This is a genomic window from Legionella sheltonii (assembly GCF_026191355.1).
GTDB classification, from domain to species: domain Bacteria; phylum Pseudomonadota; class Gammaproteobacteria; order Legionellales; family Legionellaceae; genus Legionella; species Legionella sheltonii.
In genome coordinates this window covers 169,502-195,479 of sequence record NZ_JAPHOQ010000003.1, presented here as the reverse complement: position 1 = coordinate 195,479, position 25,978 = coordinate 169,502, and the positions used below count along the sequence as shown (strand labels likewise).

The following is a 25,978-nucleotide window of genomic DNA, read 5'->3' as shown; positions in this document are numbered from 1 at the left end:
GCGACTTAGAAAAAGATATCTATATGGATAAAAAATGACCACCAGCCGAACGTCAAAGTTAATTTATCAAGGTATGTGCTTATAATAAGTGATCAAAAACCAAGTTCAGAAATTTTTATAAATTGTAATTTAATAACTGAGTATCAAGAATGCTGGTCCAACTCAATAAAATTGGATGGCTCCCCCTCAATAAAATGTTTAATTAATTGTTGCCAAAAAGGACGGTATAAAATATTAAATAAAGGATGTGAATCATCCACTGGAAAACAAGGTCCATGATTTGCTTCCAATAACCAAAGTTTATTTCCCTCTGCTTCAACCATAAAATCAAAGCCAAAGCACGCAATTCGCGGCTGGCTATCTTGCCAAATAGAGGTAAATTGATTTTTCAATGCATTTACTAAAAGTTGGCAGATAGAAATAATAGTCATCTTATAAGGTTGAAAAATGGCGATTTCATCGCTTAGGCGTTGCACCACATTAAGTCGTTCCTCACTTAGATGTTCATTGGTAAGATGAGCCTCCAGTTGATTGAAGTTATCTTCTTGATACGGTTTTAAGGCAATATTCACATAGCCACTCGGAAAAAGTGCTGAGCCTGCATGTGTCGATAAGACCAACAATACTCGAATGGAAAACTTATGCCCCAAAGTGGGCCCTTGTATCAGTTGCGGCTTAACAATATAACGTTGCAAAACTTGGGCCCCTCCCATTCGCTGATGGGAAAGAAAATGTGCCTCAATGGCATTAAGATCATGAAAGATATGAATATGTTGTCCATTATTTAACATGGACGGTTTTAATATCCAAGGCGTGTTGGCAGACCCTGAGTTACTGATATTAGCCAAAACAGAAGGCCAAGTGTCATCATCGATGAAAAAGGTCTCTGGCATCAAATATTCGAGATGGTTTGCTTGTAGAAATGCCGCAAGCAGATGCTTGTACTCTAAGGTTTGACTAATCAGCGGTGAAAAATGGAGCCATTTCTCATTCACTGACGCCAGCGCAGAAAACTTACTTGGCTTCCATCCTTCGGCCTTCAAGAATCGAGCTAAATTAGCATGCGTTGGTGTTTTATCTTCTACTAAATGAAATTTTCTCATAACCTTTCATATTAATTGTTTCAATTCTGTATTTAAAACAAGTATAGCCTTCATTAAACGACCCCGTAATCGCGTGAAAGATTCACACCCCACCATTTACATCAATACATCTCTTTGATGACTGGTCAAATAGCCTATATAATCTTTGTTACATAACTCAAAATCAATGGCTAAACGAGACTCAACCATTGCTATGGCTAAGGATACCCATGTTTCGATCCGCTTTAATAATTGCACTAATCACTTTTAGCATCATCACCCATGCAACCCTCCCTGCAGATCCAATTCAACATTGTTTAGATGTTAGAAGACTTGTGGATTTTACCTCAAGACAGAAAATGGCTGCCAAAGAGCCTGGTGTGTTGCGGTTTAAATTTCATAAAATTTCGGCTTCAGAACTGCCGTTAGATAACTCAGTGGGCAATATGGATGAAGTAATTAAAGCCTTAAATAATCAGATTGAAAACTGCAATAAATACCATGGTGAATTTCAAACAGTAACTATTGCTGGCCATCAGTTTAAGCGACAAGAATGGTGCCTCGAAGCCAACAAAAAAATGCTCAGTCTTGCAAAAGCTGCCCAAGGCAATTTTCAAAAATATTTAGCGAGTATCAAAAGCGAATTTGACTGGTATAAAAGCGATGGTTGGCCTGAAAATCATGCAGGATTTAAAAAAGGTGAATTTCAATTTACTGCCTATTATGCGCCAGCCGCTATTGAGGCTCGCACCAAACGTGGAGGAGGATTTTTATATCCTATCTACAGTAACCCAGGTGTTGTCAATGCAGCTTCAGAATGCAAGAAATTTAATTTGAAAGCTCCTCTTTGCGGAGTTGACCCGCTTACCAAAATACCGCGTGGATTTTGTCTAAAAAATGCCGATGGTACCTACTCAATAGCGCCAGACCGCGAAGAAATTGATCACGGGGCTTTAAATCCAAAATATATAATCGGTTATGTTAAAGACCCAAATGACCCTTCCTTTTTAATGCTTCAAGGATCTGGTTCATTAATTCTCGATGGCCAAGTATTTCGTATTAATTACGATGGCGCCAATGGCAGGCCGCGCACCATGCTGGGTCGCATAGTCCAATGTGCACAAGACCCAACCTGTGGTGGTAACCTGGATAGAATGGAACGTTGCGCTAAAGATCCTAAATGTCATGATGAAGCAAAGTTACGCTGCAACCTATCTAAAGAGATTAAACTAAGCGGCGCATCAGAAAAGCGAATTCGCCAATATCTCGATAACCCTCTAAACCGCGATAAAGCTGCTGACTTGCGGAATCGCGACCAAAGCTTTGTATTTTTTACTAAAGAAGCTGGAGGACCATATGGTTCTGAAAATATTTCGCTCACCCCACATGCTTCATGCGCAACAGATCACCGCGTAATTCCTGTTGGAGTGAGTTTTATCTATAACTGCAAAAAATCTACTTCATGGTGTGTAGCCCAAGACACAGGCGGTGCCATTGTGGGCGCACATGTTGATGTTTATAAGGGTGAGGGCAATCAAGCTGGTATGGAAGCAAATGCGCTAAATCACTCAGGCTCATTATTTGTAGCACTGCCAAAAAAGTGAACAGAACCTCCAGCAACCAAAATCTCATCCGCCAAAGCTTTCAGGAAGCACAAGGAGAGCGGCATTAAAACACGAGCCCACGCGGCCAAGCCGCTGGGGGCAACAATGTGATCAAAAGCGAGCTGCTCACAACCAAGCCTCTTCCTGTAGCAGGTTAGCTATGATACATTGATCAACTGCTCAACAAATGATAACATTGAACAAATCATGAATAAATAGATCATTATTTAGTTAACTCCAGCCACAGAACAGAGCCTGTTTACATTAGCTATATTTGAACAAAAAAGCAGAAATACAAACAGGTTCTAAGTATCGTAGCGAATATTTAGTATAGGAAAATTTGTCAATGCGCCTGAATCTTTCAAACAAACAAACCGATCAAATAATCTCTGAACTCAAACAATTAATAGGCTCTGGAATCACCCATCTTGATCTGAAATTGAATCATCTTGGAAAAAAAACAGTAGCAGAGTTGATAGCGATGTTAAGCACTCTCAAAGGTTCTGGAATCACCCATCTTGAGTTAGGAGGAAATGGCCTTGGCGAACAAACAGGACCAGACCTTGTTGCCATATTGAGCATCCTCAAAGATTCCGGAGTCACCCATCTTGAGTTAGGGGGAAATAGCCTTTGGAAAAAGACCACACCAGAAATGGTTGCCCTATTGAACGCCCTCAAAAACTCCGGAGTTTCCCACCTTGATTTGTTTGCGAATGGCCTTGGGAAAAAAACCGAAGCAGAGTTAGTAGCCCTATTAAGCACCTTCAAAGATTCTGGAATCACTCATCTTAGTTTGCGCGCGAATGGTCTTAGCGAAAAGACAGGGATAGGACTGGTAAACCTATTGAGCACCCTCAAAGACTCTGGAATCACCCATCTCGATTTGAGTGACAATGACCTTGGGCAAAAATCAGCAGCAGAACTGGCAGCCCTATTGGACGCCCTAAAAGATTCAGGAATCTCCCATCTTAATTTAGGCTGGAATGGCCTTGGCCGAAAGACAGCAGCAGAACTGGCGCTTATTGTTCAAGCAATACCTCAAAATATTACAACTGTGTCTTTTGCAACTGAAGAGTTAAAGAAAATGAGTACAGAACAACTACAAGCCATTCAAACTCGATTCCCGAAAGCAAAGCAAATTATTTTAGTTGATGAAGAGAATCAGAAGTGCAATCCCTTTTTAAGCAGAGCGGAAGCTAATCTTTATGCTCGTCTAGGATTTAAGGTGACTACTCCATCTTTATTTAATACCGCCTCCTTCTTTGTCGCCATAAATAAAGATAAATTTGGAACTAAAATTGAAGGCACGCTCCCTAATGAGGCGATAGAAGGTGTGAATCGTTTTGGAAATAAAGCAAGTCCAAGGTAGACACCACCTACATTAGGTGAAACAACAGGCACAATAACGTCCTGTTAGCCTTACTGAAAAAACACCTTGGAAAAGGATGAGTCATCTGCTTAACCCCTAAATTGTACATGGTGCTTGACAGACTATAAACAGACTTATCCACAGAAAATGTGAATAACTTATATAGTACTATTCGGATTTAAAAATAGAATAAAGCAGGCTCTGCAAGGGCTTTTTATAGACTGTTAATTACTGGTTCACTATTGATTGAAATAAATATCCACAGACCTGGATCATTTTGAAAGGGAATTAGGCGTAGCTATCTTATACAAATAAAAATTAAAAAAACAGTCTTGACTCAAACTATTTTTCATTTTTATTTGATTTTAATAATTCATAAACCGTACGTTTAAATAATTTATTTGTTCAAAGAATAAAATTGTATTGGGTGATTCACTTCGTTGGCTATAACAAACTAATAATCATTAAACCCTGTGAAAGAAACTTCGGAACAAATCGTTAACAACTCTTCAGGCTGTTTCGCAAGGTATGTAGGCTGATGCTTTAATAAAGTTTTCTCTGAATTGTAACCCCAGGTTACAGCGATTGATTGAATATTATTTCTCTTTGCTGCCTCAATATCTCGGGTTTCATCTCCAATATAAAATACTTTGCTTTTATCAATTTTGTATTTTTTGAGCGTTTTTTTCAGTAAATGACGTTTAGAAAAACAATTCGATTCATCATGGATAAAATTAAAAAAGTGGTGAATTTGATGCATGTCTAGCCATAAAAGAACATTTTCAACTGAATTAGAAGTCAAGATGCCGAGTGAGTATCCCGACTTATAAAAAGTCTCTAAGATTGTGGGAATATTAGCTATTGGCTTCATATTCACCATTTGCTCGTGTAAAAGATACCTAATCTGTCGTATTAAGGAAGGTATTTTATAAAAAGAAATCCCTAAAAAATTGATTAATTCTCGTGATGAAAGCTCTCGAAGGGATTCAATTTCATGCTCTTTAATCTTTCTGAAGTTGAATTGCTCAGCCAATAAGTTGGTGTTTTCAATCACGCAGTCAAAACTATCTACTAGCGTACCATCAAAATCAAAAAGTAAATGCATAAGTAAAATGTCCTGATGTGGGCGATAATTTGTAATTCATACAAAATAATAATAGATCTAATCATACCTATTAAGCAAACTGATGAATTGAGGCTTACCTTCTCGTGCAGCAAAAAAAACCAACGTAGATTTAGACCTTTCTACGTTGGTTTGACAATCACTATACTCTGACGAAAAGAATTAGCGATAAGGTCAATAAAGTGATCACTGGCTCATTTTCGGTGGTGCTGCAATTCCTATAAACACGACCATCCCATCCCCTCCCGGATTAAAGTAATTGTCACTAAAAGGAAGTGGTTTCCAATTATTTGCAGCCCAAACATTTCCTGCTTGATCTGAAATGGCGTGAGTGAGACGCATTAAAGGATTAAAACTGGGTGGTCCACCTGCGCCATTAAGCGGAGTACCATCGGCGAGCAATACTTGGCTCCCTGCACTGGGTAAGGTATACCCGGTTGAGGGAGATATTGCATCACCTGTAGTTAATCCTGTCGGGCACTTAGCTGTGTTAATACCACAAAGTTTGGAAATTGAAAATTGAGGGGGAAAGCCAATGCCCTCAAAATTAGCCACCCAGATATTATCGTCACCATCCACAGTAACCCCCCAAGGTCCAGACACACCACCTTGGCCGTTATATGCAACAAAGGTTCCGTTGGGGGCAATTTTATAGATTGTGGAGTCATTTACAGATGCCACCCAAGCATTACCTTGCGAATCTAAAGAAACCTCCCTTGTTGAGCTACCGGCTGGTAATTGAACATCTAAAGTTTTGATGAGTTGGGTTCCGGAAATCACATATTTATTAATTACCGAACCTGGGTTGCCAGCAGAAGTTTTGCTGTTACTCACCCATGCAGAACCATCTTGAGCAATAGCTATGTCAAAAGGTCCACTGTTTGCAGGTTCTTGATAATAAATGGCAGAATTAGGATCACCATTTAAATAAACAACAATCCTGTCATTACCATAGCTGGCCATCCAAATGTTGTTATTTTTATCTGAAACAGTACCTTGAACTCTATATAAAGCCGATATATAGCCTAGAGGACCTGAAATTGGAATACCAGTTGAAGAAAATTGAGACACGCTCCCCTCGCCTCCTGGAGGCAAACAGGTATCACAACTCCCCCATCCAAAATTGCCTGTCCATATCGATCCACGCGTATCAATTGTAATTCCAAAAGCATTCCCTAAAAGACCACCGCCAAATAGTGGCGATGTGGGGGTGTCATTTATTCCGTCCGCAGGTTGGCCGTTTGGCTTTAAAACAATAAGCCAGTTGGATGAATTGGGAGTGCCTTGAATCACGTTATTCGTTATCCAGGCGTACCCGTTTTTATCAAAAACCGTTTTGGCTGGCCCACCAAAAGGAGCTGACAAACTGCCTGAATTATTAAATTTTACAGCTAAAGTCCACGCATCAGGTTTCGTTTTTAAAGAAGGTTGATAAGTAGCAAATTGATTCGATTGGACATAGATGCCTAATACATTATTCGCCGGATTATGCGCTATATTTAGCAATACATCTAAGGTATTTGTAGGTGCAAAACCATTGACTGTGGTTAATCCAAAAAGAACAGTACATGCACCTGGCGAATTTTGAACACAAGAGGCAATTAAATTAGATAAATTATTGAGGGAGCGCATTGTATTTGTTTGATCTGCATTGGGTGACGCAGTAATCACTTGCGATAGAGTACCTTGAATCGGCGAAACTAAATTATCATTCATGCCTGAGGCAATTTTTAATCCTAATGAGCTACCACTAATCTGCCCATTATTAAAAAATTGTGCCATTGAAAAAGCTGCGCCTACAGTCGTCAATTCGTTAATTGTAATCGCTGGAAGCAGATTTTTACCTATTACAGTCACCAGCTTGGTGTTATTTCCCTGGCGGGCAACTGCATAAAATGAAGCTGTTTGGGGTATTTGTTCCGGTGGAATATAAATAAAAAATTGTCCTGATCCATTGGTTGTCGCATTAGCAATCGGTATTGCAGACGTTGAACTGGCAGTGTAAATAGTAACATTTGCATTCGCAAGAGGAATTGCAGAAACATTCCCTGATTGAACCACCCCTTTTATTGTAGGTTCGAAGGCCCTAACATTTAAAGGTTCATTCGTCCCTGCGCATGCTGGAACATTAGGACTACAAACAAAAAGATGATTATGAGGATTAGGATCATGTGGATTAACAGCACCTGAAACCTTAAGTTCCAATGTACAGCTCCCTCCTGGCAACAAGGTAAAATTTGCACCACATAAATCAGAATAAGTTGTATCGTTGAGTACTTGGGTAACGTTAGGTGGTAAATATTTAACAAATCCCCCTGGTAGCGTACGACGCGTAGCATTCGTTACGGTATAAAATGCTGTTGCAGTATTTCCTAAAACAAGTTGAGTAGGTAACACTGTACCTGCTTTGGGTACAACATTGTAGGCAACCCCATAGCTCATCGTGCTTAACGAAGTGGCACTAATAAACAGAAATAAAGAGGACATCCTTTTATTCTTTTTCATTTTTCCTATTTCCTAAATTAAATAGCTTAGTTGTACTAGGGCTTCCTGCATATAAAGATGGGGTAGTGTCAAAGTACTTGTGAACGGTATTACATCAAGCACTCCTTCATCCAAATTCGCCTCACCTAAGCCCACATAACGATAGCCCACCCCTAAGCGCCAGTTTTTACCTAGATCCATATCGATGCCAAGACCAAGACTATAAGCAAAATTCGTTGTTTTATGATCCTCAAATTCTGGGGTAAACGTTAGAAACGGGGGCACGCTAGTCTGATAATTTGAAGCATTATTGAAAGCAGCGCCAAGACCTAAAGAGACATAGGGATGAAAAATCTGTTTAACAGAATGTAATAACTTGCCTTCAAAAAAAAGTTGGCTACTTTTTATTTTATAATTGTAGGTAAACTCATCCGCTGATTGCTCATCTATACCTTGTATTAAAATACCGCTACTAGAAAAATTATTAGGCCTATAATAACTGATACCAAGCTGCAAAGCCCACAGCGAATTCATTGGAACTTCAGTTCCAATAGACCCGCCCCATAACATCCGATTTGAATGGCCATGGCTGGGGGTATATTGATACGTTGTGAAATCACCATCCATGTTTAAAGTTTGTGAATGTCCTGTCTTGGCAACTGCTACACCACCTGAGAAAGTAATAAATGGATGAAACCAACTTAAGTCTCTTTGGTTCGCTTGGTGATTTATTTGAGCTGGATCAGCATAGCTTGCATTGGCAGTCACAATCACTGAACTAAAAATTATAAATAAAGAACGTATGGAAAAAGATGGTGAGAAACAATCCGTTTTTGTTCGTTTAAACATAAAATATTCTTCCTTTTCTCCCTGAAGTAAAAAGGGGATTAAAATCCTTTCTGGCTAAGTCAATTAATAATCACCTTAATTTGGTCCACAAGATAGCTGATTTCGGTCTTTTTCTCAATGACAGAAAACCTAAATCCAGATATTCTAGATCGCGCCCTGCTTTGTCGATCAAAAAAATTGGTTACAAAAGGGAGTTGTTGTTTCTCTACAATTTATATTTATTTTAAAAGGAATTAACGTGACTCTTAAATCAATTTTATTCACAGCTGCTCTCATAATTTCATCTCAAGTGCACGCAGATAATTTATTTAAATTGACTCAAAAGCCTTTGACGATTAATCAATGCCCCATCACAGCGACAGGAAATGCACTCGATCTTGCTCTGCTCAACCCTGGTTATTTTGTTGTATCAAGTGGCAAAAAAGACAGTGAACTACTGTTTACACGTTTTGGCAGACTCTATTTAGACGCTGATGCTTACCTTCGCACAGAATGGGGTGACTACCTTCTTGGAATAACAAAAAAATCAGCCCCCAAGCATTTAAATAAAATCAAAATCTCCCAAAAAAATTTAGCGCCTAAAGCCACCAGCAAAATAAAAATGGGCGCCAATCTTCCTGCTATGGCAAGCGAGGGTGATAGCTATGTAGCCAGTTTAATGATTTTCGACTCTCTATCTAATACCGATGAATTAACGATTAAATTAACAAAAACTGGAGTTGGCATGTGGAAGGCCGAAGTATTTGTTGGCAAAGTAATGCTGGATGAAGGCACATTACTGTTTAATGCAAACGGTACGTTAACAAAACAACAGGGACTATACCATGTTCAATGGCCAACAGACTCTGGTATTCAACAATTAAAAATTGATTTTAAAGAGAGTACCCAATATGCAATCCCATTTTCTGTATTTTTTATGCATCAAGATGGTTATGGCGTGGGATTATTCACCTCGGTTATGATTACAATAAATGGCGAAATTGATTTGCTCTACACCAATGGACAATCTAAAGCGTTGAAGAACCAGATAGCCGTCGCATTGTTTACCAACCCAAGCTATCTAGAAAATGTGATAAGCCATTTATACAGACCCACTGAAAAGTCAGGTCAACCAAGACTCTATTGGAAAAATAGTGAGCATGCTGTATTAAGTGGCTATCTTGAAGAAGAGCCTTGTATTGCTCATTAGATTTTTATTTGCTTTCTGACCTTTACTGTTTGCATTTTCGACAAAGAATATTCGATACAACAAGATTGTCAGGAAGCACTCTCTGCGAGCTATGCTCCTCTATTAAGGGGCTAAAAATAGGAATCATAAACTCCTTCGAAAGGTTAAGACATGGATCCAGTGACGCATGCGGTTTTAGGGGCAGCCTGTTCTCAAGCAATTTTGTACAGCAAGGACAAACACAATGCCTGGCTTGTCGGTGGCTTAGCAGCCATGGCACCTGATTTGGATATATTCATTCAAGAATCAGGCAATCCAATGCTGTTTTTTCTCTATCACCGTCACTTCACACACTCCCTAAGTTTTATCCCCGTAGGTGCTTTAATCATTACTTTAACTTTGTTGATTTTTAAACGCTTTCGTACCCAGTGGAAATTTACTTTTTTAGCCGCTTTAATCGGTTACTCAACTCATGGCCTGTTAGATGCCTGTACGACTTATGGAACGGTTTTATTTTGGCCATTTTCTGATACTAGAGTGAGTTGGGATATTGTATCTATTGTTGATCCCTTTGTGACCATCCCCCTGGGCTTAGGAGTAATCGCGGCCCTGGTCTTTGATCAAAGAAAGCCTGTCCTTATTGCTTTAGTCCTAATCAGTTCATTTATGCTATTCAATATCGAGCAACATTATCGAGCAATGACTGCAGTTCGAGATGAACTTGCCCAATTAGGAGTAAGCACAGACAAGGCACGTGTATTTCCCATGTTACTCAGTTCAACACAGTGGAGAGGAATTGCATTAAATAAAAATCGTTTGTACCTCATTAATGTTTCAACCCCACTTTTAAAAGAATCAAGAAGCCAACTTGTGACAAGTTATCGTGCGTTTTCTTATCAAAAATTACCTGAATATGTGAAAAACTCATCTTCATTAATGAGGGATTTCATTATTTTTAACTGGTTTACAGACAACTATCTCATCACCGTTAATAATAAACCGTTATTATTAGCTGATGGACGTTTTTTATTAGACAACAATGCGGCCATAGCGTTATGGAGCATTCTGTTTGTAGCGAATCAACCACATGTGAATGAGTTTCATTTTTTGCGCATAGCCAATTACAAACACAATTCTTGACGATCATGAGTTCTGTAAAATTATTAAGCACTTAATCAAAAGAGTTTGTTTAAAACTTATGATCAGATATAATTTGAAAAAATGCTCTGGAATATCAAGAACCAATCCTTTAACAAATAACGATTACCATTTTATTAACTCACTAACATTATGTTTCATATCGCCCTTTACCAACCTGAAATCCCTCCAAATACAGGAAACATCATTCGACTATGTGCCAACACTGGGGCAAAATTGCATTTGATACATCCTCTTGGATTTTCATTACAAGAAAAAGCACTGAGACGTGCTGGCTTGGATTATCATGAATGGGCCTCTATTGATCAATATGAAAATTGGGAAAAATTTATTCAACAACACCATCAAAAGACTATCTATACCTTTAGCGCTCGAGCTACACGATGTTACTCAACCGTTCAATATACCGCAGATGATCTGTTTTTATTCGGTCCAGAATCCAGAGGATTGCCTCAAGAAATTTTACAGAAATTCAGGTCGCTCTCTATCCCTATGCGTGAGAACAATCGAAGTTTAAATCTCTCGAACGCTGTTGCAGTCATTTTGTATGAAGCTTGGAGACAATTGGGTTTTAACAAATGACAGAAGTTTCCTTATATACTCTGTTCATTTCAAGCAGTTCGCTAGACGTTTGGAGGCGAGTAACTTTTTAAAATACAGTTACCCGCACCCACAACTCATTTCACATTCTCATACTTGGGGAAGAAGGATAATTATTTTTCAGATTTTCCTCTCTGGTGTTGAGCTCTTGTTCTTTACAATCCACGCATTTACCACAACAACAACGGATGGTTCGAGAGGCAACTAAAGGTGTCGTTCCTCCTGCCCCCATGCCTAAACAATAAGCGAAGTACCAAGGTATGGGCGTGAAACAGGAAACGAGAATCCCACCAATTAAACCGAAAGTAAAACCGCATCCTATGGCTAGTCGTTCTTCCTTAGTGATGCATGACTTTTTAAGTGGAACATCCCAGGTTTGTCTTATGTCATTTTTTTGAGTTGTAACAACGTTTTTCAGTTCCGCAATTGCGTTTTCTTCCTTGCGACGCTTTTGACGAGCAATTTCGGCTTCTTTGTATTGGAGGTGACCTATAAATTGGGCATGTATTTGTGAGTAGGTTCCTTTATATTCTTTATCACATATTTTAACGTAGATTTGCTTTGGATAATTAGAAACCAGCTTTTTGAAAGTTGAATTAGTCATAGCGAGATGATTCAGCGACTTAACATCAAGAAAAAGCAATATCAGGTACATTACGTCATTAGGAACCTGAGAAAAGTTTCCTGTATTTGTGGCAATTTTCTGTACTTCTTTTTTTTTAAACACAACTCCTCCACTAAAACGATTAAAAAATGGAATGTCGTACTCCAGCTCCGCTGATATTATCTAATACTATCGAATATTCAAGAAGTTATTTCATATCGCTCTTATATCCCTTTTTTTTTGTGTTGAACGCTGAGTTTATTATCCCTGAAAAAAAAGAATTGAACGCATATTCGATAAATTGAAATTAAATTCATTTTCATTGACAATGAAACCATGGATCTGTATATTCATAAAACGGATATTTAGTGGATTTGAATTCAAATGAGCCGATTTTCAAACCTATTATTATTAGCAATATGTATTTTTTTATCCTCTTGCAAAACGAAAGGCAATGAGAATAGCCTGCATTTTGTCACATCAGCAGAGTATCCACCTTTTGAATATAGCGACCATGGGGAAATAAAGGGATTTGATATTGATTTGGCGAGACTTATTGCTAAAGAACTTGGAAAAAAGGCTGTTTTTGACAACATGCAATTCAGCACTGTTCTTCCTGCAATCAGTTCTGGGCAAGATGATATTGCCATAGCTACAATCACGATTACTGATGCGAGAAAAGTCAATTTTGATTTCTCTGACCCCTATTACTTTGAAGGGATGGCCTCGGTATATCATTCCAGTCAACCCATCACCACACCCAGTCAACTTACAGGAAAAAAAGTAGCAGTGCAGCTTGGTAGTACGATGGAGATATGGCTACGAGAAAATTACCCTAAGGTGGAGCTCACTACATTTGATAATAATAACCAAGCGATTGAAGCACTACTTGCAAATCATGTTGATGTTGTTTTATTAGATGGTGCCCAAGGTAAAATCTATAGCAAAAAACATTTGGAACTCTCTTCTTCGCTAATTGCTAAAGCAGACTATGGATACGCATTAGCACTGAAAAAAGGTTCTCCATTAACGTCAAAGATTAATAAAGCCCTGCAAAAACTGAAAGCCAGTGGAGAAATTCAAAAACTAGAAAAAATATGGCTCAAGGATTCATTATGAACATTAATTCAAAATCTAACAGAAACCATATTCTGATTTAATTTAGGAGGCTCAACATGTCCCTTTACACTCCAGTTAAAAACACGCTTGTTGAAGAAACTCATTCTCAACCGATTAGCGAAGTAACCACCAATACCTTCGTGATCAATTTACAACAAGCACTATTTGATCTTGAGACAGGTACCTATCAAGACAAAGGACATAGCCCAGGACCATCAGAGGTAAAGAAGACATCCTCTCCCCCAAAAATCAAGCACTTTCTTACCGGAACCGAATTAAGTATGGAAGAATTAAAGCATGTCTTAGAGAAAGCAAAGGCCTTGAAGCAAACCCCCTCGTTCTACAATCAGGCTCTGGCTCATAAAAGCCTTGCCATGATTTTTGAAAAACCGTCTTTTCGAACTCGCCTAAGTTTTGCAATGGCAATTCAAAGTATGGGTGGAATAGCCATTGAAAGTGTAAGTAATACGAGAAAGCAGGAAACCCCTGCGGATATGGCTAGAGTTCTAAATGGTTATGCAAATTTTGTTATGGTAAGAACTCATTCGGATGAAATATTACAAGAAATGGCCGCTTATGCGAAAGTTCCTGTAATCAATGGCCTTTCCGCCTTACATCATCCGTGTCAGATTTTAGCTGATTTATTAAGTCTATGGGAGCAATTTGGCTCTTTGCAAGGACTGACTGTTGCCTATATTGGTGATGGAAATAATATTTTGCATAGTTTGATGCTGCTTGCGCCGCAATTAGGAATAACAATTAATTACTGTTGCCCCGCATCCCATCAACCTAATGCTTCAATTATCCAACAGGCACAGGACATAAAGCCAGATAAGATTTATCATTTTTCCAAACCTGAAGATGCGGTTAAAAATGCCCATGCAGTATACACTGACGTTTGGACTAGCATGGGTTTTGAAGAACAGGAAAATCATGAAGCCTTTCAGGGATTCCAGGTCAATGAATCCTTAATGTCGCATGCAAAACCAGAAGCCGTATTTATGCATTGCATGCCCATGGAACGAGGAAAAGAAGTATCCGAAACCTTGCCTGACAGTCCAGCTTCAATCATCTTCACTCAAAGTGAAAACAGAATGCATGTACAGAAAGCCTTACTTTTATTCTTAAATCTATAAAAATAGTTCTGGATCAGTTATGGCTAAAAACCTTCTGTAGGTGCAGCCTTTGATCCACCTGTTAACGAATTCAATCTGGTACTTCTTTTTTTGTGTTTTTTTTAAAAAAAAAAGACATTCATACAAACCATGATTTATTCAGCTCAGTCCTTCGTTGTAAATCCTTAGAGCATTATATATAGTAATAGAGGATTATCAGTGATAGGCTAGTACTACATTTGCTCGTTTGCTTATCATGTCACCATTGAGTTCTGCGCTGAAAAGCCAGATAAGCTCAAAACAAACTCACCTCAAATTGCCTTTTATTTGAAAATAGTTAAAACCAAAGCCATAAATTAATATTCGTTCAATATCCGGAGAATTTAAATGCCTGGCCCTTATAATACCCAAATCATAGTGAATGTGTTGCGCTCCTTGACACAACTTGTATCCCAACACCCAGAATTGTTAAAAACTTCTGGAGTTTTTCGAGTCGCAGGAGCAAAGGAAGAAACAGAAAAGTTACTTGAGCAACTGATCAGCGAACAATTTGATGGTGCTATTCTAAGTAACTATGTGATGAAAGAGAATAAAGTAAACAGTGAGCATCTACATAATAGTTTGGGAATGATTCCCGCTGTTCTTAAAAACCGTCCCTTATTAGACTCCAAAGATAATCTACAGATCAGTTTCTCTAAAAAATTAAAATTATTACTGGGTGTTCAACTGAAAAAAGATATTACAAAAGCAGCAAATCAATTACTCGATGAGTTCATTAGTGACCTTTTACTGTCAAAACGAATAGATCATCAGCGTGCAGGAGAAATCATTTATCATTACTGCTATTTAATGCATCAGGCTGGCAGATTCCAACAGACTAATCGTATGACGTACCATAATCTCGCCATTATTATGGCTCCCCGATTGACTCAAGATTTAGATCTCTTTCCAGCAACAGATCTTTTGGGTTTGAGTGGTTTTTTAAGTCAATTAACTCCCGTATTGGAAAATTGCATCAGCGATGACAACTGGAATAAAGATTTTAAAGAACGTCATGCTGATAAACTGGAACATTTAGCAAATACAAGCCATGTAATACGCGAAAAACTGGAACATATGAGAGAATCCTCTAAAACAGTAGTACTTGTTTCTATGAAAAATTTGGTGACCCAGGTAACGAGCCTTAAAAACCAAATCAATTCGATTGAAAAACAATTACAAGATGATTCCGTTAAAAGAAAAGTGAAGAAAGCATTAAACAAAGAACTCGAACAGTTAAAAGAAGAGCAGAACGAACTGAGCTTGAAAGTTTCTGAATTAGTCCACAAAGTTCCTGCCTTAAATCGTGGCTATCAACAAATACAAGAAGAAATCGATCTCATGTCTATTTCTGAAAATGGAGAAAAGGAAGCGAAAGATCCGCATGGGAAGCAAGAACGCAGTTCCAGTCTAGTCCAATTCGGCATTTTTGAATCGAAAAACACCACTACTACGCCTACTTCTTTATTTCCGGCTCCCGAAGCAATAGAGGCATTTAAAGTACAAGGAAAGCTTGAAGACGATCAGCACTTAGGAGGTCCCAATTAGACTCACCTTTATCTTCTCAAGTGTTGCTTCCGCATCGCTTGAGAGCGCTTTCTTAAGGCTGAATGCCGCTTTAAAGCGTGAAGTGAGTATTGCTCTCTCTACTGCTTTTTTGTCAATTTTTCGAGCACTTATCACCGTACACTCTCCCGTAGTTCTTTATTTTGATGAATAATTTAGATGTCTTTTTATTACTTAATAAATTCTTAATAAATTTGCTTTACTATGAGTTTGCCTTCGCAGGAGGTATGTGAAGAATATTGAATTATTTATATTTTTATTTATTCTTCATAGTTGCCAAATTGGCATCTTCAAATATTATTTAACCAAAAGGAAAATCGTATATGCGTAAATTATTGGTGTCATGTTTGTTTGCTCTATTGACAATGTCGTATGCAACTCTTGCTAACAGTTATGGTGTTCATGAAGATCATCCTTATGATTTTGTCGTTACCAAAGATGTTTATAAGTTTTCAGAAGTTTATCAAATTAAATCTCCCCAAAGAGAAACCTATCCGGGGTCAATAAAAAAGAGCGCATTTCGTATTCGTACAAACTATGATTTATCCAATAAAGATGGATGGCAAGCGACCGGTATCACGCGAATCATTTCTTTAGGTTCTTTATATCCTTGGGCTAAAGAGATTGATATTTATGATACTCGTGGCGTACAAATTGGTTTTATTGACGGGAATTTAGCAACCCTGGAATCTGCAAAATTCACCATATATGACTATGATGAGTCAGGGAAAGCTACTGAAATTGGTTATGCTTATGCAAATCCCAGCTTTGACCGATTCGTCATTTTAGCATCAACGAGCGGTCCTCATCCTATTGCCGAACTCAATCGCAATTTTGGCGATAAAACCTGGAGTGTTTCAGTTCATTATCCTGAAAAAATAGATGATCGCATTGTTCGTATTTTTGCCGGTTTTGTAATTGATTACGAAGATAAATTTTTAGCAGGTCCAGATGAATCAGATGATGACGAGTTCATTAATCAAGAAAGATCAGTAAATTAAGGTTGCAGTCACTATCTGAGCGAGTATAAAAACGTTCCTCAGGAATATTTGGGCTTAGTTTAAAAATCGATAGGGATGTCGATTTTTTTCATAAGAATTTTGGCAACAAATCAGTTAACAATCATTTGAAAGTGAGACTTAATCTTGGGTACACAATTGTTAAAGGATACTACTCTTTTATCTCATTGTTGTTTTTTACTGTGTTTTTCTTGGCGTTTTTCAATATCTTCCTCAGACTCATCTGTTGCAGAACGTTCGTGTTTTTTAGATTGACTTGCTACAGGCTCCTGCGTTTTGCTTTTACTCTGAAAAAACTCCATCCAATTAGAATAAAATCCTGGTTTTTGTGGAGAGGTTACTTTTATCCGGACACTTGGGCCCCATAAAGATCCTACATAGCTACTATCAGAGAGCATTGCAAATTCATCTAGAGTAAAAGGGCTATTACCACCCACTTCTCCATAACTTTCGGCTTTCGTAGAAAAATGTTCCATGCACCGCTCATATATTATTTCACTGGGAATATTAAGCTGTGAATAATGCGTTTTATTCATTGAGGCTATTTTTTCTTTAGATCGTAAAACCATTTCATACGCAGCTTTGTAATGACTATCCAACAAATAGGTTTGGAGATGAGGTAATCCTAGTTCTTTACCAAAACAAAGCAATAAGGAATTTAAAACAAAAGGAGAACGACAACTAAAACTAAATTGTTTTGAATCTAATGGATCATTGGAAGCGCGCATAGAATCCTCTACAGAATCCAATGTCATTTCCCAAAGACTTTGACCATATTTTGTTTTTACTGAAACCAACACTTCAAGTAATTGCACAAAGTTCAGTTTTTTTCCTGTTTTAAGATTCAAATCGATAACACCTTTTTCGATTGCGTGCGCAAATGCTTCAAGTAATAATCGATGAGAATAAGAACCATGTAACAGCACACGATCAATTTGCTTATTTTCAGTAAAAAGTTGGCCGCTTGAGATGACTCGGTCCGCTATCATGCTACTGACAAAACCAATAAATTTAACCACATAACCATTTTTATTTACATCACGGGAATTTTCATGCTTCAATAATAGCGTATCCAACATCCTTGCCTTTTTTAAAGGTTGATAGGCATCTGGAGCACCTGGAATGAAGTTGCCTCTTCCTGCAATCAAATAAGGAGGACTATAAGTTCCTTGTGATGGAAAAATTTCACTTTCTTGCATTAATTTTCCCAGTTCAGCATCTAAATCTTTGAGATGATCTACCACTTTCAATGGATCATAAGCAAAACCCATTAATTGGTTGGCAATGTTTGCTATCTCTTCCGCAGACATCTCTTTTAATAAAGGTTCAGGGATATTTAAATCCTCCATCTTGACCTTTGGCGGTGGGTTTTTTGGAGCTTGAATCGTAATCTGTTCTTGCTCCATCTTAAAATCTGGCTTTACCATACATTTATCAAAAAAATCTGCGCTTCTATATTTGGGATCTTGAGTTAATTTTTTTACCGCCATGGTTACAGTAATACCATTTGAATTGATTTCAGGCGAATATTTCCCATCAAAAGACATCATGACCTCGCTTTGTATAATAATCATATTAAGTATAGAATATGGTCATTTAATATGCAGATGCTTTCTCTGAGCGTTAAAAAGAATTTCTACAAGAAGTACTTAAGATGATTAATAAAGAAAAATGGGACAAATTAGCTGAGTTCATGGTGAAACTTCATATCAATGAATCCGAGCTGATTGAGAAATTTATTATTGGTAGTGGTAAGGGGGGGCAGAAACTCCATAAAACTGCCTCAACAGTATATTTGAAGCATACTCCTTCAGGATTGGAAATAAAATGCCAAGACTCAAGAAGTCGTGAAGATAATCGATATTTTGCCAGAATACGGCTTTGTGAAAAATTGCATTCGATATTGAGTGATGAGAAAACAAAAGAACAGCAAAAAATTGAACAATTAAAACGTCAAAAGAAAAGACGTTCAAGACGAGCGAAACAAAAAATTTTAGATGAAAAATCCAGGCAAAGTGAAACTAAAATGCTGAGGAAAAAACCTGATTCCCATGAATAAAATGATTTAAGAAATGAAAAAATCGCAGATCGTAAAAGGGTAGTGTTTAAATAACTGTGTCATCTCTTTTAATTTGTTTATAATTTAACACTTAAAAGAGGTAGATATGAATAAAAAGAAAATAGATTTATCGAATTTTGATTTCAATGAGTTCAAATTAGAGGCTTTGACCCAGTTAAAGTCTGGCCAATCTCTCACTGGAAAAGACGGCATACTGACCCCCTTAATAAAAGAGCTATTAGAGGCGGCATTAGAAGGTGAAATGGATTCTCATATGACTGATTGTCATGAGACAGGTATTTCAAACCGTCGCAACGGCAAAACGACTAAAACAATTAAATCAACAACTGGAGTTTTTGATTTAGAAACACCTCGAGATAGGGATGGCAGCTTTGAACCCGAGCTTGTAAAAAAACGTCAAACGGTACTCAACGAGTCACTGGATAATAAAGTCCTAGCCCTCTATGCGATAGGCATGAGTTACGAGGCGATAAGCGAGCATTTATCTGAGATGTATGGACTAGAAGTCTCGAGTGCTAAAATCAGCCTGATTACTGACAAACTATTACCCCTGATTACCGAGTGGCGTAATCGCTCCCTAGAATCTGTATACCCAATCGTTTTTCTTGATGCCATGCACTTTAAAGTACGTGTTGAAGGTAAGGTCATAAGTAGAGCATTTTACACCGTCCTTGCTGTAAATTCAGAAGGTAAAAAAGATATTCTAGGGCTCTATTTATCTGAGGCAGAGGGAGCTCGTTTTTGGCTTAGTGTATTAAATGACCTTAAAGCTCGTGGTGTAGAGGATATCCTTATAGCAAGCATCGATGGACTTAAGGGATTTCCTGATGCCATTGCTGAAGTTTTTCCTAACACCGAGATCCAGCTTTGTGTCGTTCATCAAATTCGCAACTCATTAAAGTATGTGGTTAGTAAGGACCAGAAAGCCTTTATGGCCGATTTAAAGCTGGTTTATAAGGCTTCAAGCAAAGATATGGCTTTGCATCATCTACTTGAGTTGGAAGAGAAATGGGGCAAAAAATACCCGGCGGTGATGAAATCCTGGAATAACAACTGGGAAGCTCTATCACAATACTTCAAATACCCAGAAGAGCTAAGACGCATCATTTACACTACCAATATTGTTGAAGGCTTTCATCGGCAAATTCGCAAGTACACTAAAAATAAAGGCGCTTTCACCAGTGAAAACGCCCTTATTAAGCTTATTTATTGTGCTTGCCAGAAAGTACTGGAAAAATGGAATCAGCCCATGCACAATTGGGCGCTTATCGTGTCCCAGTTACAAATCTATTTCGAAGACAGACTAACCCTGGGACTTAGATAATGACTGAGGTGACACAGTTGGATGAACACTCTCCGTAAAAGCACTACCATTTAATCTGATAATATTCCCCTTCCACGAGCTGTGTAGTAGGTTTTTCTATTCTCTTTGAAATTTCATGATTTTTAATTAAAAACTTCAGATTTTCGTCAAGCACTTGATGTCTTTTATCAAAATGTTCATGCTGCCCCTTATAGCTACCAAGCAGTTCTTTAAGTTTACTGTCATAGCTCTCCTTTAATACAGATAAAACTTGATCATGAGCTCGGGTATCTTCTGATTTTCCTTTAAAAAAGGCTAAGCTACTTTGTGGAACAAAGTTTTTAGGACTCTTGATTAGATTCTTTTTAATTTGCAGGTATAAATCATTCAATTGAGTCATTGCAATTAAAGGATTTTCATCGAGCGTTTTCCCCAATTTTTTCTTAAATGTTTTCGGATGATTTAAAATAGAATTTGCATCAGACTCCTGAAGAAAGGTTGATGCAGAGGAAATATTGGGTTGGGCCCCTGCTTTTATCAATTTTACGCATAACTGATAAAAATGTTTCGATAGAGCAATATCTAACATGGTTTGGCCATGCATATCTTCTGTATTTAAATCAACTTGTTCCTTTAAAAGATAATTACTTAAGGCCATAAAGTTGATTTCAGCATCCTCCGAATATCGAAATACTTCAGCAAGTCCATGATGCAATGGATTCCTCCCAGCAGGATTTCTTTTATGAAGTAATGTAGGATCTCTAGATACAATTTCATGTATCATAGGTAAAGGAGAACGACCTATTGTTGCATGCAAAATATTATTTCCATCTGTATCTACGTAGTCAACCTTTGCACCCATTTTCAATAATAATTGCATCGATTTAACATCCCTCAATACCATAGCATTGTAGAGAGGAGGACAATGATTATCATTTAGTTGATTCACCAATCTTTTATCTTGCTTCAATAGTACTTTTATCAGTTCTTCTCTGCTTTTTTCTTGAGTATAAAAAACATAATGTAGCGCTGTATATCCTCGTCCATCGGTTTTACTTGTATCAGCACCTTTTTCTAATAAATAATTAACTAGTCTTATATCCCCTCTTTGAACCGCCAACATTAATGGTGTTCCCTTATCATCAGTTATCGGAGTATTAATGTCTATTCCAGTACCCTTAGTCTGCAAAAATTGTTTCACTATACTTCTACTTCCTATACTCAGAGCAATATAGAAAATTTCTTTAGTTGTAAGAAGCTCTTTGTTTTTTTTAATAATTTTTTTTAATGCCTCTTTATCATTCCGCACCAATACTTCATCTAAAAGATCTTTAGTGATCTCTGCCCCAGAATCTAATAGTTTCTCAAATACCTCTTGTTTGTGATTCTTATAGGCTAAAAATATAGGTGAAGAACCCCTCTTATCGGTTTCATTGATCTGAATCTCATCTGTGGATGTTAAGGCAACAACCAGCTCGGGATTTCCGTACTCCGCAGCATAATGGAATGCTGTTTTTCCCTGATTGTCTTTAGCGTTTAATACGGCAAGAGCATTTTTCTGGGATAGTATAACCGTTAATATTTTCCCCATTATCTGCATATTTCCAGATTCAGCAGCATAATGAAGGGCTGTTTTGCCGTCGTAATCTTGAATTGATAAATCGGCTTTATTAGCAATTAATGCATCGATCATTGCGATGTTGTGCATCATCACTGCTAAATGAATAGGGGCTTTACCTACATAAATTGGAGGTGCACCCTGCTTGATGCATTCATTTATCTGAGCTTCATCAGAAGCAAATACCAGCTCATTGATATCACGTGGCTCGCTCAAATAAATTGCCCCTCGATGAAGTGGATATTTCTTTTTTAATGGCTCAAGACACTCTCGCGTGTTGTCGTATAGCCTTCCAATGTCGGAAAATGAAAAATCTATATCTCGAATCTCCTGGTAAGAGGGACTATCAAGCATCTCCATAAACTTTGCCTTATCTTCCAAAGTTTCACTATATCCATATAAAGAAATACCTTTTTTATTGTGCTCAAGAATCTCCACTGTATTTAAAATCGCTTCTTTAATAACGACTACTAACTGATCAGCACTATATAAATCAAAAACATTGGGCTCATAAAATGTCGCCGGGGGCAAACCCTGTTGCATTAAAAGAATATTTAATAAATTGTTTACAAAGGTTCTTCCATTGGCATCCTTAAAAGGATGCAAAACTTCATATTGCCGAATATGCTTAGCAATAACGTAAAGTTTTTCATCAAGGTTTTTTGCGGCTTTAATTTCCTTGTTATAAGATTGAGTGATTGCTTCCAGAAAAACATCAACTTTTTTTCTTACTGCCAGATAAAAGTGGTTTGTATTACTGTAGCCATGCGCCCTCATATCTTCATATATTTTTTTAGCAAGCTCCGGTATTTTTTCAGGGGTCAAATCTTTAAAATAGTCCAAATCAAAGCTAGGACCAAACGGGCCTGGATTTCCAGGACCAAATGATGCACCACCATCAATAAGAAAAGATAGTTGGAGAAATTCTTCTATCCCTTCAATTGAGGCACGACATGCTGGAATACCAAATGATACAGGCTCATCTGTTCTGATTTCACCTGGGCTCTTATCTTCTAACGCCTCTACTTTCCGTCCACACTTTTTATGTATTTCTTTAATTAAATCGACACTTAATTCAAATGTCTCACCTTCTTTATAAACTTGCAGTGCAATGGAGCACAAACTCTCTAAAGCAGCATTAATTGAACCTCGTTCTCTTGATTCATAACCATGCCAGCCCTTTTCTTTTGACCAAAAGCGTCCATCAACCAATAATCTCCATATTTGTTCAGGGGGGTAGGATTTTAGAAAAAATAATCCAGGCAAGTTTGGCATAATTTTACTCATAAAGCATCATTATTATTTATAATATTAGCCCAAAGTGATTTAAATATATTCAAAGAACCCATATTTTATGTCATAATGCCTGGCTTTATTTTGTTAATTTTTCTAAAGAAAAGTTTTGAAAAATGACTAAATGCAATATAAAGACACGAATTGATGAGATACTGTCATGCTGGTAACAACTATCTCCAAAGATGATTTATTATGATTTGAGCTACCCATATTGATTTATGTAGAGAATGTTATGAGAGATAAAATTATCACCAACAAGAAAGTTATTTATTCGTATTCAGTGGCACAAGATCGCTGTAAAAAATTGTCTGGCTTTTTATCAGAAAGATTTTATTCCATAAATCAAAGTCATAACAGTACAATTCTTATCGGCTCAAGCTTATCTCATCAGGATCACGATATAGAATATGATAAGATTCTTGATAGTTCGGGCACATCCATTACTAAAGATAAGAATGGTGTTATTAACGGCGCACGCATTGCAGTTACCGACGGCTTGGGTGGAGGAGCTGGAGATCAACAAGAAGATGAGGAGATACATAGAGTATCTCTAGCAACGTGTGAAGCATTTTTGGATAGTGATGAAAATATAGATACAGCTCTCGTCTCAATTGGCAAATTAACTTCTGTAAGGGATAGAACTAATAAAGAGCGTCCGCATGCATCTATGGCAGCATTTACCTATAAACACGAGCAAGGAAAAAACTATTCTGGTGAATTTGCAAATATTGGCGATGGATTAATTATTGTTTTAGATAAACAATTTCATATCAAACACACTCTAAATGCACGCCATGTTTATCGGGGATTTAATACATGGTCTCCATCATCTGTACAAATGTTTGCATCACCTTCTAATAAAGATCGCGCTCTAATTCACAAAAATCTTGAATTAACTGAAGGTGATATTGTCATTTCGATGACGGATGGCATATGGGGAGAGTTGGCCTCACATTTGACTTCTGAAACAGAACAATACCGTGATATCAATATTGCTGCCTATCCATTTGAAGCCTTATTTGATCAATTAGGTGATACTCCATACCCTTCTTCATTTGATATAGCTCACATCATTACCAATCACGCGATGTCCCAAAGCTTACAACGCAGACAAACTTTAGTGGAATTACTTCTTGAACTCGAACAACAACACTTTCAAGAAAAATCGATAACAACCATCAGTGAAGTATTCGCTTACTTGGATAAAACAAGTAATCCAAAAACAGCTGATACTTTAAAAAGCATTTTGTTTAAGCATGGTTTAAATGATGGAATAGTTTATTTTGAAAATATTGAGATTCCACTCGCTGTAGTGATGCGCGATTTAAAAAGTCGTACTGTTGGGGATTGTGCAACAATCAATGTGGTTCGAATTCCTTATCATTTAGATGAGCTCATACGATGTTTTATAAATCATCCTGAAAAACGACAGGCATTATCGCCACAACTTGAAACGACGATCCAATCCGAGGCAGAGATAGAAGAGGCATTTAAGCGTCTTTCTCTTGAAGTCATACAATCTGAAGTTGATTCCAGGCTTTCTGATGTGCATTTTCAACCGGCATTTAAAAAAGAAACTCTTTATAGAACACATAATCTCCTAACACACTATGTTCGACTATCTGGTCTCTTAGACCAGAAAATGGATTATCATAAATTGTTATCTAATTTAAATGCATACCTCACTAAAGAACCCTCTCTAGAAAAAAATGATATTGAATTGTTACTATCAATGCTAGACAGCAAAATTAAACCTAAAAAAGGAATTTTTCATACATTACTTGGGGAAAATCACAACAAACTCTATAAATCATTTTATAAACAAATCGAACTACACTTTTTAAGCAATGAATCAAACAATACGCATCAATTGAATTAGAGTCTTGGTGAAGTGACTCAGTGTTTTTAAAACTCTTCTCATCAGTAAATTAAAGTATCAATTTCGTCCAGGATGGGCCAAATACACCTTGGGGTGCATGAGGCCTAAACAGAGGCGATACATCTTATGCAACATAAGTCAGGTTAAACATGACCCCATTCGTATAGAAGTGATTTAGGCTTATACCATCCCCCATTGTTTGACCGGGTGCACGCCCCAAACGACTTTTACCCCAATCAGCAAATTCATACCCCACACCAACTTGCCAATTCTGATTCAATGCTTTTTGTACTCCCGCCCCCACTGTATAAGTAAAGGCTGTTTGGGTATGGGATGTAAAATCAGGATTTTCTATAGCCTCAAAAATTTTGGGCTCATTGTTAAATGCATGAGCGTCATTAAAACCAACACCAATACTGCCACTCACCCAAGGCATCACGATAAATCCCATATCTGCCAATAACTTTCCTTTTAATGCAATATGAGAATGCTGGATTTTATAATTGTAGGTGTAGTTGTCAAATTCTGGATCAGCATCATCCCAAATGTCCCCTGAAAGACGAGCATTAGTGGTTGCAGCAACTGCGAGGCCTAATTGTCCCAAAAGTGAAGGAGTAATTGACCGTTGCAAGCCTAAAAACACTTCAAAATTTGCCAGAGCGTTATTGGTATCGTCAGCATCATAAGTTTTTTCAATGTCAGGGGCCAAAAAAAAGGTTTGGCTCTCACCTCCAGTCGGCCATACTGGACCAATACTTAAAGCAGCAACATAATTAAAGCGGGAAATGGGTTCACCCATAGTTCCCGCTACACCACTATTAGTTAAAAGGCACGCTAATAATCCTAATAAATAAGACTGATTTGTCATCTCAACTCCTTGTATGCTTAAAATGATTGATTGAA

20 protein-coding genes are annotated in these 25,978 nt (G+C 37.6%); 12 read left to right on the top strand and 8 right to left on the bottom strand.

Features of this window, described 5'->3' with window-relative positions:
• Positions 1 to 143: 143 nt before the first annotated feature.
• Complete coding sequence (locus OQJ26_RS04640; protein WP_265702800.1) at positions 144 to 1,103, bottom strand: ATP-grasp domain-containing protein; 960 nt, start codon at positions 1,101 to 1,103, stop codon at positions 144 to 146.
• A 209-nt stretch (positions 1,104 to 1,312) separates the two neighbouring features.
• On the opposite strand from OQJ26_RS04640, the gene OQJ26_RS04635 reads away from it, so the two are divergent.
• Both OQJ26_RS04635 and OQJ26_RS04630 read left to right on the top strand, forming a co-directional pair.
• Positions 1,313 to 2,686: an MltA domain-containing protein gene (locus tag OQJ26_RS04635; RefSeq protein ID WP_265702799.1), complete on the top strand. Its 1,374-nt coding sequence runs from the start codon at positions 1,313 to 1,315 to the stop codon at positions 2,684 to 2,686.
• A 346-nt stretch (positions 2,687 to 3,032) separates the two neighbouring features.
• The gene (locus tag OQJ26_RS04630; protein WP_265702798.1) at positions 3,033 to 4,055 is read left to right on the top strand and encodes a leucine-rich repeat domain-containing protein; all 1,023 of its coding nucleotides are present in this window, start codon (positions 3,033 to 3,035) and stop codon (positions 4,053 to 4,055) included.
• A 454-nt stretch (positions 4,056 to 4,509) separates the two neighbouring features.
• Here the strand turns inward: OQJ26_RS04630 and OQJ26_RS04625 are convergent, their stop codons facing one another.
• The 3 genes from OQJ26_RS04625 to OQJ26_RS04615 form a co-directional block, all read right to left on the bottom strand.
• Positions 4,510 to 5,160 carry an HAD-IA family hydrolase gene (locus OQJ26_RS04625; protein ID WP_265702797.1) on the bottom strand — a complete coding sequence of 217 codons (651 nt, stop codon included), beginning with the start codon at positions 5,158 to 5,160 and terminating at the stop codon, positions 4,510 to 4,512.
• Positions 5,161 to 5,364: 204 nt separating this feature from the next.
• Positions 5,365 to 7,683 (bottom strand): NHL repeat-containing protein, encoded by a 2,319-nt coding sequence (locus OQJ26_RS04620; RefSeq protein ID WP_265702796.1) that lies wholly within the window; start codon positions 7,681 to 7,683, stop codon positions 5,365 to 5,367.
• A 12-nt stretch (positions 7,684 to 7,695) separates the two neighbouring features.
• Positions 7,696 to 8,511, bottom strand: a complete 816-nt coding sequence (locus OQJ26_RS04615) for an outer membrane protein (RefSeq protein WP_265702795.1) — start codon at positions 8,509 to 8,511, stop codon at positions 7,696 to 7,698.
• A gap of 238 nt (positions 8,512 to 8,749) precedes the next feature.
• Between OQJ26_RS04615 and OQJ26_RS04610 the strand changes: the two genes are divergently transcribed.
• The 3 genes from OQJ26_RS04610 to trmL all read left to right on the top strand — a co-directional run bounded on the left by OQJ26_RS04610 (position 8,750) and on the right by trmL (position 11,419).
• Positions 8,750 to 9,700, top strand: a complete 951-nt coding sequence (locus OQJ26_RS04610) for a flagellar hook-basal body complex protein (protein WP_265702794.1) — start codon at positions 8,750 to 8,752, stop codon at positions 9,698 to 9,700.
• Positions 9,701 to 9,850: 150 nt separating this feature from the next.
• Positions 9,851 to 10,819 carry a metal-dependent hydrolase gene (locus tag OQJ26_RS04605; RefSeq protein WP_265702793.1) on the top strand — a complete coding sequence of 323 codons (969 nt, stop codon included), beginning with the start codon at positions 9,851 to 9,853 and terminating at the stop codon, positions 10,817 to 10,819.
• A gap of 150 nt (positions 10,820 to 10,969) precedes the next feature.
• Positions 10,970 to 11,419 (top strand): tRNA (uridine(34)/cytosine(34)/5-carboxymethylaminomethyluridine(34)-2'-O)-methyltransferase TrmL, encoded by a 450-nt coding sequence (gene trmL / locus OQJ26_RS04600; RefSeq protein ID WP_265702792.1) that lies wholly within the window; start codon positions 10,970 to 10,972, stop codon positions 11,417 to 11,419.
• Positions 11,420 to 11,519: 100 nt separating this feature from the next.
• On the opposite strand, the gene OQJ26_RS04595 is transcribed toward trmL, so the two are convergent.
• Positions 11,520 to 12,164 (bottom strand): F-box protein, encoded by a 645-nt coding sequence (locus OQJ26_RS04595; protein ID WP_265702790.1) that lies wholly within the window; start codon positions 12,162 to 12,164, stop codon positions 11,520 to 11,522.
• Between the two features lie 261 nt (positions 12,165 to 12,425).
• Here OQJ26_RS04595 and OQJ26_RS04590 point away from each other — a divergent pair, with 261 nt between their 5' ends.
• The 4 genes from OQJ26_RS04590 (at position 12,426) to OQJ26_RS04575 (ending at position 16,881) form a co-directional block, all read left to right on the top strand.
• The gene (locus tag OQJ26_RS04590) at positions 12,426 to 13,160 is read left to right on the top strand and encodes an ABC transporter substrate-binding protein (protein WP_265702788.1); all 735 of its coding nucleotides are present in this window, start codon (positions 12,426 to 12,428) and stop codon (positions 13,158 to 13,160) included.
• Between the two features lie 56 nt (positions 13,161 to 13,216).
• Positions 13,217 to 14,296: an ornithine carbamoyltransferase gene (argF, locus tag OQJ26_RS04585; RefSeq protein WP_265702787.1), complete on the top strand. Its 1,080-nt coding sequence runs from the start codon at positions 13,217 to 13,219 to the stop codon at positions 14,294 to 14,296.
• Between the two features lie 366 nt (positions 14,297 to 14,662).
• Positions 14,663 to 15,862, top strand: a complete 1,200-nt coding sequence (locus OQJ26_RS04580) for a Rho GTPase-activating protein (protein WP_265702785.1) — start codon at positions 14,663 to 14,665, stop codon at positions 15,860 to 15,862.
• 341 nt (positions 15,863 to 16,203) lie between these two features.
• Positions 16,204 to 16,881: a hypothetical protein gene (locus tag OQJ26_RS04575; RefSeq protein ID WP_265702784.1), complete on the top strand. Its 678-nt coding sequence runs from the start codon at positions 16,204 to 16,206 to the stop codon at positions 16,879 to 16,881.
• A gap of 182 nt (positions 16,882 to 17,063) precedes the next feature.
• Here the strand turns inward: OQJ26_RS04575 and OQJ26_RS04570 are convergent, their stop codons facing one another.
• Positions 17,064 to 18,449 (bottom strand): hypothetical protein, encoded by a 1,386-nt coding sequence (locus tag OQJ26_RS04570; protein ID WP_265702783.1) that lies wholly within the window; start codon positions 18,447 to 18,449, stop codon positions 17,064 to 17,066.
• Between the two features lie 104 nt (positions 18,450 to 18,553).
• Here OQJ26_RS04570 and OQJ26_RS04565 point away from each other — a divergent pair, with 104 nt between their 5' ends.
• Positions 18,554 to 18,958 carry a peptide chain release factor family protein gene (locus OQJ26_RS04565; protein ID WP_265702781.1) on the top strand — a complete coding sequence of 135 codons (405 nt, stop codon included), beginning with the start codon at positions 18,554 to 18,556 and terminating at the stop codon, positions 18,956 to 18,958.
• A gap of 106 nt (positions 18,959 to 19,064) precedes the next feature.
• The gene (locus OQJ26_RS04560; protein WP_265701939.1) at positions 19,065 to 20,303 is read left to right on the top strand and encodes an IS256 family transposase; all 1,239 of its coding nucleotides are present in this window, start codon (positions 19,065 to 19,067) and stop codon (positions 20,301 to 20,303) included.
• A gap of 43 nt (positions 20,304 to 20,346) precedes the next feature.
• Here OQJ26_RS04560 and ankX read toward each other — a convergent pair whose 3' ends face one another.
• Positions 20,347 to 23,187: a Dot/Icm T4SS effector AnkN/AnkX/LegA8 gene (ankX, locus tag OQJ26_RS04555; protein WP_265702780.1), complete on the bottom strand. Its 2,841-nt coding sequence runs from the start codon at positions 23,185 to 23,187 to the stop codon at positions 20,347 to 20,349.
• Between the two features lie 241 nt (positions 23,188 to 23,428).
• Here ankX and OQJ26_RS04550 point away from each other — a divergent pair, with 241 nt between their 5' ends.
• The gene (locus OQJ26_RS04550; RefSeq protein WP_265702778.1) at positions 23,429 to 25,075 is read left to right on the top strand and encodes a phosphocholine hydrolase Lem3; all 1,647 of its coding nucleotides are present in this window, start codon (positions 23,429 to 23,431) and stop codon (positions 25,073 to 25,075) included.
• A gap of 124 nt (positions 25,076 to 25,199) precedes the next feature.
• On the opposite strand, the gene OQJ26_RS04545 is transcribed toward OQJ26_RS04550, so the two are convergent.
• The gene (locus OQJ26_RS04545) at positions 25,200 to 25,943 is read right to left on the bottom strand and encodes an outer membrane protein (RefSeq protein ID WP_265702776.1); all 744 of its coding nucleotides are present in this window, start codon (positions 25,941 to 25,943) and stop codon (positions 25,200 to 25,202) included.
• Positions 25,944 to 25,978 lie beyond the last annotated feature (35 nt).